10 protein-coding genes are annotated in these 11,762 nt (G+C 47.3%); 6 read left to right on the top strand and 4 right to left on the bottom strand.

The window, feature by feature from the left end:
• Nucleotides 1–7 precede the first annotated feature (7 nt).
• Together QUB06_RS13875 and QUB06_RS13870 are read right to left on the bottom strand one after the other, a co-directional pair.
• Complete coding sequence (locus QUB06_RS13875) at nucleotides 8–340, bottom strand: DUF6825 family protein (RefSeq protein WP_333340589.1); 333 nt, start codon at nucleotides 338–340, stop codon at nucleotides 8–10.
• Between the two features lie 884 nt (nucleotides 341–1,224).
• Complete coding sequence (locus QUB06_RS13870; RefSeq protein WP_333435734.1) at nucleotides 1,225–2,793, bottom strand: protein kinase domain-containing protein; 1,569 nt, start codon at nucleotides 2,791–2,793, stop codon at nucleotides 1,225–1,227.
• A 757-nt stretch (nucleotides 2,794–3,550) separates the two neighbouring features.
• On the opposite strand from QUB06_RS13870, the gene QUB06_RS13865 reads away from it, so the two are divergent.
• The 4 genes from QUB06_RS13865 to QUB06_RS13850 all read left to right on the top strand — a co-directional run bounded on the left by QUB06_RS13865 (nucleotide 3,551) and on the right by QUB06_RS13850 (nucleotide 7,567).
• A complete protein-coding gene (locus QUB06_RS13865; protein WP_333435733.1) occupies nucleotides 3,551–4,165 on the top strand; it encodes a hypothetical protein in 615 nt (204 codons plus the stop codon).
• A 239-nt stretch (nucleotides 4,166–4,404) separates the two neighbouring features.
• Complete coding sequence (locus tag QUB06_RS13860) at nucleotides 4,405–4,623, top strand: hypothetical protein (protein WP_333435732.1); 219 nt, start codon at nucleotides 4,405–4,407, stop codon at nucleotides 4,621–4,623.
• A gap of 37 nt (nucleotides 4,624–4,660) precedes the next feature.
• Complete coding sequence (locus tag QUB06_RS13855) at nucleotides 4,661–6,319, top strand: ABC transporter substrate-binding protein (RefSeq protein ID WP_333435731.1); 1,659 nt, start codon at nucleotides 4,661–4,663, stop codon at nucleotides 6,317–6,319.
• 237 nt (nucleotides 6,320–6,556) lie between these two features.
• Nucleotides 6,557–7,567, top strand: a complete 1,011-nt coding sequence (locus tag QUB06_RS13850) for an ABC transporter permease (RefSeq protein WP_333435730.1) — start codon at nucleotides 6,557–6,559, stop codon at nucleotides 7,565–7,567.
• An 11-nt stretch (nucleotides 7,568–7,578) separates the two neighbouring features.
• Here QUB06_RS13850 and QUB06_RS13845 read toward each other — a convergent pair whose 3' ends face one another.
• On the bottom strand, nucleotides 7,579–7,989 hold the full coding sequence (locus tag QUB06_RS13845) for a hypothetical protein (RefSeq protein ID WP_333435729.1): 411 nt from the start codon (nucleotides 7,987–7,989) through the stop codon (nucleotides 7,579–7,581).
• Nucleotides 7,990–8,506: 517 nt separating this feature from the next.
• On the opposite strand from QUB06_RS13845, the gene QUB06_RS13840 reads away from it, so the two are divergent.
• Nucleotides 8,507–10,375, top strand: coding sequence for an efflux RND transporter periplasmic adaptor subunit (locus QUB06_RS13840; RefSeq protein ID WP_333435728.1), 1,869 nt, complete (start codon nucleotides 8,507–8,509; stop codon nucleotides 10,373–10,375).
• Nucleotides 10,376–10,446: 71 nt separating this feature from the next.
• On the opposite strand, the gene QUB06_RS13835 is transcribed toward QUB06_RS13840, so the two are convergent.
• Nucleotides 10,447–10,620, bottom strand: a complete 174-nt coding sequence (locus tag QUB06_RS13835) for a hypothetical protein (RefSeq protein ID WP_333435752.1) — start codon at nucleotides 10,618–10,620, stop codon at nucleotides 10,447–10,449.
• On the opposite strand from QUB06_RS13835, the gene QUB06_RS13830 reads away from it, so the two are divergent.
• A complete protein-coding gene (locus QUB06_RS13830) occupies nucleotides 10,556–11,749 on the top strand; it encodes an ABC transporter permease (protein WP_333435727.1) in 1,194 nt (397 codons plus the stop codon). The two genes, QUB06_RS13835 and QUB06_RS13830, sit on opposite strands and share 65 nt — an antisense overlap.
• Nucleotides 11,750–11,762 lie beyond the last annotated feature (13 nt).

Here is an 11,762-nt window from a genome sequence, read left to right as displayed (position 1 = left end):
TCGAGCGCTAGGGCAAACTGCTGCGGTAACGCTGCAATTCTGAGCGTACCAGAGCCACTTCGGCGCGCAGCTCGTCAATAGTCGCTTGCAACTCGGCAGGATGGATGTCTTGAATGGTGGTGGTGCTTGCAGTGCCGGTTCTGGTCTGCATCGCCTCCTCCGAAGCTCGATTTGCCCGTTCCACAACTCGATCGGTGAACTGCCGCAGGCGTTCTCTTTGTTCTGCGTCAAATTTGCCGAGCTCAGAGAAAGCGTTGGTTGCTGCGCTTTCTAATTGCTCGTACAGTGCTTCGGCAAGTGCTCTGCCTACAAAAAAAGCATGAACTGGGGGTTTACTCATCAGAACTATGGGTTTGAAACCCCGTCCTTTTAGGACGGCTTTACATTGAATTGAATCCCCTCGCGGGGGGGAGGGGTATGGTTGCCCCAAGGCGTGAGGTATGGTTGCCTCAATCTCTTTTCGGAGTGAAGAGACGACCTGGCAGGTCGTCTGTACTTTCGCCAATGTTTTAAGAGCTTGTTAGGTTGAAAGCACTGTTCCTGTTACCTGAGAACTGTTTAACTCTCAACGACAGAGCAAAGGACTAGCTACGCATCCCAGGGTGTCGTGACTCGAAAAACGTAGTCAGTTAAGACTGAGGCCCGTCAGAACGGCTTGTTAGATTTCTCCTTCAAGCCTCATGCCTTTAGGCTGAGGTTCCTGACAAAAAATCTCTGTGCGCTTCCGCAACAAATTATAACTTGCTTGTCCCCGATGGTGCTTGTTCCCAAAGTAAGGAAGTTTGGGGGAATTGACACTCCCACCCCGAGTGTCGGGGATGGGATTCTTGAGAGTTAGAAGAGGCTAACGCGCCACGGGTTAGCCCAAAAGCCTCGCTAACACTCGCTCCAATTCGAGGTAGGGGTTGCTTTGTACCTAAAGGTTTGCAGCTTGGCAGTATTAATACGCGACATCACACAACCTCAGCGCCGCGCACATATTCTAACATAATTTAAATCAAAATAGAAAACAGTGCTGCATTTTTGGGCGGGCATTTGGATAGCAGAGGCAATAGGAAATATTCGATAAACTCAGACGGCGACTGTTGGGATTTTCAGATTCGATCGAAAGTTTTGCGAAATAGTCGTTGGCGAGGAAGGCATTATTATCTTCACTACCGAGGGGATATTTGCTGACTTATAAAACCAAGTATTTGTCCGATCTTTTAAGGAACAAAAACAATACTAATTTGTCGCAGGTTCGGGAAAAGGCACCGTGGGATCTGCCACAGGGGGTGGCGAATCAGGTGCGATCGAACTATCTGAATTGTTGCCACTGGGACTTGGTATCGCAGGCTCAGGCGATCGCTCGATCGGCGACGCTATTACTGGCGACGGGGATTCCGACGGCGGCAGGGTTTCAGCGCTAGCACTCTCAGGAGCAGGCGGGGCGGGCGCGGCGGGCGGTTCTGCAGGCAGGGGCGCAACTTCCGGTACTGGTGCGGCTTCTGGTTGGGGAGCTGGCTCGATTTCTGTTTGAGGCTCTGGAATGGGGGACTCAGAAGGCTCCTCTGCGGGTTCCGGCGTCGGCGATGGCTCCGGTTCCGCTTCGGGTTCTGGGGCGGGAGTTTCCTGGCTTAGAGACTCAGAAGGTTCTGCGCTAGTTTCTGAGGGATCTATCTGTTCGGGAATGTTGCTGCTGTCTAAGGGGGGTTTGGGACGCTTGTTGAGTTCGATCGGGTAGAGAGGGCTGCTTTCGACAGATGGCTGCCCGAACATCGGCCCTGACAAATCGCGGGATTTGAGCAAATCTTCGAGAGATGGGAAGGACTCACTTTTGGGCCGATTACTGAGAGTCGTGCTGTTGTAGTGCGATGCTAAGTCAAAACCCATCCAGCCTGCAATTGCAGCCGTTACCACAAACGCCACAAAAGTCAACTGCGGCGGGGGAGGTGCGGGTAATCTTAGAGTTTGCTTGCCTTTTCTTTTTACTGATACTCGCTCTGTTTCTTGCAGCATGGTGAGCCAATTTTCCACTGTCTGAGGGCGGTTGTGGGGGTCGATTTCGAGTCCTTGAAGGATGGCTCGCTCGATTCCTGGGCTGAGGTTGGGCTGAAATTGCCGTAACTCAGTCAAGGGAATACGATCGCGCAGGGGTGCTGCTACGGGCGCCACGCCGGAGAGTAAGTAGTAGAGGGTGGCGGCGATCGCGTAGATGTCAGTGGCCGGTGTACATTTACCCTCATAGAGGTATTGTTCGATCGGCGCGTACCCAGGGGAGAGCAAGTTAGTGTGGGTTTGTTTGGTGCCGGCGGTAAAGCCGCGGGCAATTCCGAAATCTATTAACATTACTACGTGAGAATCGGCTCGCCGGATAATATTTTCTGGATTGATATCTCCGTGCAGCAATCCGCTGTGGTGCACTGTACTTACGGCTGAGGCTATTTGCCGAATATAGTGCAGTGCCTGGGCTTCTGGCAGTGGCTGATCGGTTTCGACTATTTGGGCGAGAGTTTGACCCGGAATGTAGTCCATTGCAATAAAAGACTGTCCGGCTTCTTCAAAAAAGTCGATTACCCTGACTATGTTGGAATGCTGACACCGCGACAGGCGTTGGGCTTCGGCAATAAACTGCTGCTGAAATTGGGCAGATTCTGGGTGTTGGCGCAGACTTTCGTTGAGGGTTTTGAGTACGACGGTTTGGTTTAAATGGGTGTGGATAGCTCGGTAAGTGATGCCGAACCCTCCTATCCCTAAAGTCGCGTTAATTGTGTATTTGCCCTGTTGCAGGACTGTTGCTGGCGCTAAGTTCATCTTCAGTTGATGCCGTTTCCCAAACTATGCTACCGCCTTTGGGTTATTTCGCAGAGTTAGGGGTGAGGTTCGATCGGCGCCCTAGTTTGAGCTTTAGCTCTGCTATATCTTTAATCTTGGCATCCCCACGTCATTTTATCTGTAGTTGGTATTGTGAAACTTAACGCTCCGGCTTTGCAATAATAAAAATCCCGCTCTTGTGGAACGGGAAAGCCATCAGGGTGCATCTATAATGATCAGACTCTAACTTATGGGGGGTACAACCCCTCATTGCTTTAGCAAGTCTTTAAAATTAGCCGATTTTTGTAAAAATTTAGGTTTTATGTTGACTTATGAGCAATCTTATGATCACTAAGATTGCCGGATGGCGATCTTGAGCTTGGGGAATTGACACTCTCAGGTCTGATGTTGCTCCCAGAGTCAAAGCTTAGAGACCAGATTACCTTTTTGGCTCAGATGAAGTTCAGGCGAGCGGCATAAAATAACAAAGAGGCATCGTATCGGGCTTAATCTTGAGACTGCAAATGGCTCAAACCTTGTAAATAAAAAGGCTGTAAGCATTCTCCAGACATTGGTAGCCCATAGCCATAAATGCTTCAATCGCTGTTCGGGTTACACACCAAGGTCTGGAGGCAAGCTCAACTTCCCCCCTGCGGGGAACTTGAGCTTAAGTTGTCACCAATGGGGTCTTGCTGGTAACGAGAAGCGATCGATTAGCAATTAGCAAATTAGTAATTACTTATTCTTTGGTTTGAATATGTCTGTTAAACAATCACATTACGAGACTTTACTAGCAGAGTACAGCGAATCTTCGGCCGCGATCGCCCTGCTGAAAAAATATCGGGTTTACATGGAAATGATTCCGAGTATCCGCCGCGCCCATGAGAGTTTAATCACAATTCCTTTGCCAATTGCGCGCTTGCGGGACGGGGTTTCTTATGCGGGAAGCAGCGGCACTAGCATATCGCCCGGACAGGCAGTTTGTTTGCCCTGCGATTTGGCGATTTTGATGTGCGATCCTGAATGGAAAGTTAAAATTGGAGTGGAAATTTTGATTTTCATTCATCGTCCGGGCGAAGAGTTTTCTGAGTTGCTCGGCCGCTGGCGGCAGTCTCAGGTTTGGCTGGATAAAGGTTACGAATGGGTGATGCCGCAGCGCTACAGACATATTTACAGCGATGAAGCTGAGGCTGTTCATCCGCTATTTGTTTTGTTTGAGGAAACGCCGGAACTGGTTCAACGGGGTTTGATGGCGGCTGGTTTGCCGTTTGTAGTGGAAAGTTTCGAGTCTGGGAGTGACGAAGTAGAGGAGGAAGAGTTTCTGGGTAGCGGGGAACTGGGAAGTATTGGTGAAGAGAGTTTTGATTTGTAGGGTGGGTGCGATCGCCTATAGCCATCGTATTGCTTGAAGTAAAAAAGTAGATATTTTTCAACGAACCGCAGAGGGCGCAGAGGGCGCAGAGAAAGAGGAAAGAGAGAAATATTGATGTTTTTGAATCCCGAATCGGGTTGTTATATGCAGATATTTAAAAATATTTTGGGTGAGGAAAGGAATGTTTATGCTCTCCCTAGATTCAGGGAGTAACTCTAAAATCTACAATCTAAAATCGAATGACCCATCTAGCTGGGCCGGAAATGTTAGCTCTCATGCTGGCTGCGTCGCCTAATGTAAAGGTGTGTCTTGATATTTTCCCCTCCAGCATGATATCATCAGGCTGCTCTATTTGGTTTGTTAATTTAGATGGGTTGTTAATAGAGAATTTACTAAATGAACCGCAGAGAACGCAGAGAGCACAGAGGGGAGAGAAAGGGCAAATTAGAATTTATTGATATGAGTATAATTTTCTATTAAACGGGAGCTATTGAGATGAGATTGTTAAAACCCTGGCGTTTAGTTTTATTAGGTATAGTTTTTGGGATGGCTGTAATTTTATCAAATTGCGGCACTCCTTCAAACACGGTTAGCAATAATTCTCCAACTCCGACAACTCCTGCGGCGGTTCCGGCTGGGGCTTTAGTTTACGGTGCGGGCGGGCAGCCGGTGAATCTGGAACCGGGAAATATTACTGATGGCAATTCGGTGATTGTTATCGACCAAATTTACAATCGCTTGACTGATTTCAAACCGGGAACTGTGGAACTTGAGCCGAGTCTCGCTACTGAATGGTCAAGTTCTAAAGATGGTAAAACTTGGACTTTTAAGTTGCGTTCTGGGGTAAAGTTTCACGACGGTACGGATTTTGATGCGGAAGCTGTTAAGTTTAATGTGGAGCGCTGGTGGGATGCGAAAAATCCTAACGGTTTTCGAGAAGCGGGCAAGACTTATCCGATTTGGAAAAATTTATTTGGCGGGTTTAAGGGAGAAAAAGATTCTTTAGTAAAAGATGTGGCGGTAGTTGATAAGTCTACAATTAAATTTGTTTTGAATCGACCTTTTGCTGCTTTTCCCTCGGCGATTGGGTCTGCTTATTTCGGGATGGCAAGTCCGGCGGCGGTGAAAAAAGCGGGTGCTAAATACGGCACTCCGGGGTCGCTGGCGGTGGGTACGGGACCTTTTGTGTTTCAGGAATGGCGATCGGGCGAGCGCATTGTTTTGGAGAAAAATCCGAATTATTGGAAAACTGGGACGCCAAAAGTCAATCAATTGGTAGTTCGTTTTGTTGACGATCCGGCGGCGAGACTGGCTCAGTTGCGTTCGGGACAACTTGATTTTACTGTGGATTTAACGCCGGATCAACTGCAAGAAGTTCAGGGAGATTCTAATTTAGAAGCTGTTGTGCGACCTTCTTTTAATGTCGGTTATTTAGCCTTAAATCCGAGTTACGAACCTTTGTCAAAACCGGAAGTCAGGCGGGCGATCGCCCAAACAATTAACAAGCCAGCAATAGTCCAAGCTTTCTGGGGAGAACTCGGAAAACATGATTCGCAATTTATCCCGCCTGCGCTGAATTGGGCGGCGTCTGATCAAGTTAAAGATTATGAATTTAACCCGCAGCAAGCTAAAGCAATGCTGGCGAAAGCCGGTTATCCGAACGGTTTTGATTTGGATTTGTGGTATATGCCCGTCAGTCGTCCCTATTTTCCCACGCCGAAGCCGATTGCTGAGGCTTTTGCGGCGGATTTGAGCGCGATCGGGATTCGGGTAAAATTGCTGACAAAGGATTGGTCTGCTTATTTAGCCGATCGCCTCAAACCTCCTGGGTTTCAAGCTTTTATGATGGGTTGGACAGGAGATTATGGCGATCCCGACAATTTTTATTATCCTCACTTCGGGCCGGGTTCGACGGCGGATTTGGGAAACTGGAAAAATCCGAAAGTTCTGGAACTTTTGGATCGGGGGAGGGCGAGTGGCGATAAAGCAGCTAGGGCGAAAATTTATGCGGAAGTTAGCGAGATTTTGCATGCGGAAGCTGTGCGTTTGCCGATCGTACATTCGCAGCCGCTTTTAGGGAAACGCAAGAATATTCAAGGTTGGATTCCGAGTCCTTTGGGGTCTGAGTCTTTTGAGGATGTTAGTAAGTCTTGAAAACGGCGGGTTTTACCTGCATATATTGGTGTAGGGGCGGGTTTTACGAGAAATATATGAAATAATTTAGTAGATTCATAAACCCGCCCTCTTCTCTTCGCGGTTCCCTAATAAAAGGCGGGTTTATCCATATCCTTCGTTACTACAAATATTTTTCGTAAAACCAGGCCCTACCAACCATATAACGATATGTGAAAATGCAGCCAAATCCGAGCAGAGCGAATCTCTATTAAAAAAATGATTAATTACATTATTAAACGTTTGCTGGGACTATTGCCCGTCCTTTTCGGAATCACTCTGCTAGTATTTATATTTTTGCATTTGATACCAGGAGACCCAGCTACAGTGCTTTTGGGAGAACGGGGAACTCCCGAACAGGTGGAAATTTTGAGAGCGAGATTAGGTTTAAATCAGCCTTTGCCTGTGCAATATTTGGCGTTTTTATGGAGTTTGCTGCGCTTGGATTTGGGAAATAGTATTATTAGCGGTATTCCGATAATTGATGAAATTACAAGTCGCTGGCCTGCTACTTTTGAACTGTCTGTGGTGGCGATGTTGGTGGCACTTGTTATCGGAATTCCGGCCGGGATTTTGGCTGCTGTTCGGAAAAATAGCTGGCTGGACAATCTCGCAATGAGCGGTTCCTTAATTGGCGTATCTTTGCCGGTTTATTGGTTGGGATTGATGTTGATTTATTTGTTTGCTGTTTATCTGAAATGGCTGCCTCCTAGCGAGCGAATTAGTGTAGATTTGGGGTTTGGTTTTAAGTCGATTACGGGTGTTTATGTTTTGGATGCGTTGCTGAGGTGGGATTTGGCGGCTTTGCGGGATGCGATCGCCCATTTAATCCTGCCAGCTTTGACTTTAGGAACTATTCCTCTGGCTATTATAGCTCGCATCACTCGTTCTGCGATGCTGGAAGTCCTTTCTCAAGATTACATCCGCACTGCGAGGGCGAAGGGATTGCCGGAATATTGGGTGATTTTGAAACACGCTTTGAAAAATGCGTTTTTGCCGATCGTCACAACTATAGGTTTGCAGTTCGGCACTCTTTTAGGCGGCGCTATTCTGACTGAAACGATTTTCTCGTGGCCGGGAATTGGTTCTTGGATTTATACGGGTATTCTGACGCGGGATTACCCCATTGTCCAAGGAGGAGTAATTTTTGTGGCTGTAACTTTTGTACTAATTAATCTGGCGGTTGATATTTCCTATGCTTTTTTCGATCCGAGAATTCAGTACCGTTAATGAAAAGAAAATCAGACACGAAATGCTTGTTTAACATCCGGCTGCAGCAGGTAGTAAATGCTAGCCACTGCAAAACCCAGAGTTAAAAAATTGACTGCTGTACCGCCGCTGCCAAACATTTTGACAATTTGCGCGAGGGTGGCAAGGATATGAACCATTAACGTTCCCGTCCAAGCCCAATTTTTGAGTTGAAACAAACCCCAAGTTAAGAGTAAGGAGAGGAGGCCTAAAATAAAACTTATCGCAGCAAAAATTGCAATGAAACCACCGATTACCGTGCCAACTTTTGCTCCGCCGAAAGCTGCACCAAGACCGCCAAAAATGCCAGCAAAAAGTAAGATGAACAAGCCATCAAGGAGGCTGAAGACGCCGCTAATTAGCTGCAATATTGCCAAAACAGTAACGCTTTGAGGACGATTCATTGTTTGGATTTTCCATTTTTAACGGATTTGAAAAATATTTTAACCTGTTGTGGGCACCGGGCGGATATGTATTCAGGACTTACGCACCGCTACCCGTGAAACCGGGTTTATGAGAATAAGTGTGTCCATACTGTCTCGTTGCGAGATTCGCACTGGCAGATCCCGCAGCGATGGGCTCGCGAGTCCGCAATGACCGAGTTTAGTCGATCGCCCGCTGCCCGATCGGCCTTTGTTGCTGCTGAGGAGCACGCCCCGATCTCCCAAAAATGATATTATTTATTAAAATATATTTTTATTTGCCAGCAGCCGGGAGCGATTTTGTTTAGATCCACCTCTTTTGGCTGAAAAAACTTAACATTTGTTAATAAATTGCAAAGATTAGCTATAATTGTTTACAGGTGCGGGTTGGGGAACTTTTTTAAATTCACCCGATCGGATGAGTCTGAAAGACGATGCCGAGCATCAGCAAAAATTTTACCTTTAAAGGTAATCCTGAGATTAAATTAGGTGAGTCGGTATGATCGTTAGCCCTAAAAAGCAAACTGCTCAGGTCAAGGTGGAAGATACTCAGACTGTAGACACCAAGACCGCAGAGACTAAAATTGCAGATAAAAAAACCGCCCAAAAGCAGTCTCCGAAGAAACCCGCGCGCAAACCGCAGCGGTGGGCGATTGGGTTGGTTGCAGCCGGGTTGCTAGCTGTACCGACCACCATATATATAGCAAAAAGTCGATCGCAGCCGAAAGTAGATGCGATCGCCACTATGACAGTGCCGGTGGAAGCGCAAAACCTCACGGTGCGGATCACATCGAGCGGCACGGTGCAGCCCGTACAGCGCGTCAATCTCAGCCCCAAAGGCTCCGGCAGGATCGCAGAATTATTTGTCGAACAGGGCGATAAAGTCGAAGCAGGACAGATTGTTGCCCGCATGGAAAGCCGCGATGTAGAAGCGCAACTAGCTCAAGCTAAAGCCCGCGAAGCCAGCGTGCGAGCAAAACTGGCCAAAATCGAAGCCGGGAATCGATCAGAAGATATCGCCAGCGCCCGAGCGCGCTTAGAGCAAGCCGAAGCCAGTCTCGCGCAAGTCCAAGCCGGCAGCCGCGTGGAAGAAGTTGCAGGAGCCAGAGCCCGCTTGCAGCAAACTCAAGCAGGTTTGCAGCGACTGCGAGCCGGCAGCCGCGTTGAAGAAGTCAGCCAAGCGCGAGCTCGTTTAGCCCAAGCTCAAGCTCGTTTAGCAGATGCTCAAACCGGCAGTGTCAAACAAGAAATTGCCCAAGCACAAACCCAAATTGACTCGAGTAAAGCCCAAGCCGAACTAACCGCTCAACGGGTAGAACGCAATCGGCCGCTAGTGGAAGAAGGTGCTCTGGCTAAAGATAAACTGGATGAATTAATTAAAGAAAATCGTACTGCCCAAGCTAAATTAATAGAATCCCAAAAACGCCTGCAACAACTGCAAGAAAGTCGGGAGTCGCAAATTCAGCAACTACAAGCTGCTGTGCAAGTCGAGCAGCAAGCATTGAACCAATTGCAAAACGGCACGCGATCGGAAGAAATTACCAGAGCCGAAGCAGAAGTTGCCGAAGCTAGAAGCAAATTAGCGCAGCTAGAAAACGGCAACCGTCCAGAAGAAATTGCCAAAGCCGAAGCAGCAGTTGCTGAAGCAAAAAGCCAATTGGCCGCACAAGAAAACGGTTCTCGCCCAGAAGAAATTGCTCAAGCTCAAGCTGAATTAGCCGAAGCTCAAGCTCAAGTCCGCTTTCAAGAAGTGCAGTTAGAAGATACGAAAGTTCGGGCTCCTTTTGCTGGAGTAATTACCCAAAGATATGCCATCCAAGGAGCTTTTGTAACTCCCGCAACTTCGGCCTCGGAAGCTACTTCGGCAACTTCGACATCGATTGTGGCTTTAGCTAGAGATGTGGAAGTTTTGGCGAAAGTCCCGGAGGCAGATATCAGTCAAATTAAACCGGGTCAAGAAGTTGAAATAGTGGCTGATGCTTATCCAGATAAAGTGTTTAAAGGCCGCGTTAAGTTAATTGCGCCGGAAGCAGTTAAGGAACGGGATGTGACGCTATTTCAAGTGCGAGTTGCAATTGATACGGGCAAAGACTCGCTGCAATCGGGAATGAATGTAGATTTGAGATTTGTCGGTCAAAAGCTGAGCAATGCTTTAGTTGTGCCGACGGTGGCAATTGTGACTAATAAAGGTCAAACGGGTGTGCTAGTTCCCGATGAGAAACAACAGCCGAAGTTTAAGCCTGTTACGGTTGGCTCGACTATTGGCAACAAGATTCAGATTTTAGAGGGTGCAAAAGCGGGCGATCGCGTTTTTACCGAACTTCCTCAAGGTAAAAAATTAGAGGATATTATCAAGAATCAGAAATAGGGCATGGGGCAGAGGGCAGAAGGCATTACCAATTGTGAATAGCAAATTGGTTGTTTCTTCTTTGTTATTTGTTATTTCATGATTGCTCCTTTTTCCCTCTTCCCTCTTCCTTCTTCCTTCTTCCTTCTTCCTTCTTCCTTCTTCCTTCTAAAAATTATGGATATTGTTGAAAGCGTCAAAATGGCCGTCACAACTTTGATGGCAAACAAGCTTCGCAGCACCTTGACGATGTTAGGAATTATCATCGGCAATGCTTCTGTCATTTCGATGATCGGTATCGGGGAAGGAGCTCAAACATTTATCGAGGGACAAGTTAACTCTCTGGGTTCAAACTTGCTATTTATTATTCCCGGCAGTCCTGAAGCGCAAACCCGCCCGGTGATTCCGCCCCAGACTTTAGTAGTGGAAGATGCAGAGGCGATCGCATCTCAAGTTGCTTCTGTCCAAGAAGTTGCACCAACTCTCAATGACAGTCAACTCGTTACCTACCGCAACAAAAATGTCTCATCTTCTATTGTTGGAACTACGCCAGAGTTTCTGACAGTCAGAAGCTTTGATGTTGCCCAAGGTCGATTTTTAAACAAATTAGATTTAGAAAGACAAGAAAATGTGGTGGCTTTAGGATCGGAAGCCGCAGAACAATTGTTTGGCAATACACAGCCAATTGGTCAATACATTCGCATCAAAAACTCGACTTTTCAAGTGATTGGTGTCATGCAGGCGAAAGGCTCAAGCTTTGGCGACAATCAAGATATGAATGTTTATTTGCCGCTGACAACAATGGCTAACAGAATTGTTGGTCGCTCGTCTCCCTACGGTACAAAAGTAACATTTATTTCGGTTGCTATCAAAGATGAAAGTATGATGAAAGCCGCCCAATTTCAAATAGAAAATTTGCTCAGGTTGCGGCACAAAATTACTAAAGAAGATGATTTTACGGTTCGCAACCAGAAAGATTTAATGAATACTTTGGGCAGTATTACTGGTGCTTTGACGTTGATGTTGGCTTTCGTGGCGGCAATTTCGCTGTTTGTCGGCGGCATCGGGATTATGAATATCATGCTGGTTTCGGTTACTGAACGCACGAAGGAAATTGGATTGAGAAAGGCGATCGGAGCTTCTCAGCAAGATATCCTGATTCAGTTTATGATAGAGTCTGTGATTTTGTCAGCGGCAGGCGGGGCGATCGGCACTGGATTCGGTATCGGCGGCGTGCTTTTGGTTGGTGCTTTTACTCCCCTGCAAGCTAGCGTTTCCCCAGTGGCGATCGCACTTGCAGTCGGTGTTTCCGGCAGCATCGGCTTATTCTTCGGCATTGTACCTGCAAAACAAGCGGCTAAACTAGACCCGATTGTAGCATTGAGAAGCGCTTAATTAGTTTGTTGAC

Source organism: Microcoleus sp. D2_18a_D3 (assembly GCF_036702455.1).
In the GTDB taxonomy this organism is placed as follows: domain Bacteria; phylum Cyanobacteriota; class Cyanobacteriia; order Cyanobacteriales; family Microcoleaceae; genus Microcoleus.
The sequence above is the reverse complement of the archived record's forward strand: the minus strand, read 5'-3'. Positions and strand labels throughout refer to the sequence as shown.

Bases quoted from the DNA above. Each gene is read 5' to 3' on its own strand.
- QUB06_RS13875 (WP_333340589.1), bottom strand. From the start codon at position 340: ATGAGTAAACCCCCAGTTCATGCTTTTTTTGTAGGCAGAGCACTTGCC.
- QUB06_RS13870 (WP_333435734.1), bottom strand. From the start codon at position 2,793: ATGAACTTAGCGCCAGCAACAGTCCTGCAACAGGGCAAATACACAATT.
- QUB06_RS13865 (WP_333435733.1), top strand. From the start codon at position 3,551: ATGTCTGTTAAACAATCACATTACGAGACTTTACTAGCAGAGTACAGC.
- QUB06_RS13860 (WP_333435732.1), top strand. From the start codon at position 4,405: ATGACCCATCTAGCTGGGCCGGAAATGTTAGCTCTCATGCTGGCTGCG.
- QUB06_RS13855 (WP_333435731.1), top strand. From the start codon at position 4,661: ATGAGATTGTTAAAACCCTGGCGTTTAGTTTTATTAGGTATAGTTTTT.
- QUB06_RS13850 (WP_333435730.1), top strand. From the start codon at position 6,557: ATGATTAATTACATTATTAAACGTTTGCTGGGACTATTGCCCGTCCTT.
- QUB06_RS13845 (WP_333435729.1), bottom strand. From the start codon at position 7,989: ATGAATCGTCCTCAAAGCGTTACTGTTTTGGCAATATTGCAGCTAATT.
- QUB06_RS13840 (WP_333435728.1), top strand. From the start codon at position 8,507: ATGATCGTTAGCCCTAAAAAGCAAACTGCTCAGGTCAAGGTGGAAGAT.
- QUB06_RS13830 (WP_333435727.1), top strand. From the start codon at position 10,556: ATGGCCGTCACAACTTTGATGGCAAACAAGCTTCGCAGCACCTTGACG.
- QUB06_RS13835 (WP_333435752.1), bottom strand. From the start codon at position 10,620: ATGATAATTCCTAACATCGTCAAGGTGCTGCGAAGCTTGTTTGCCATC.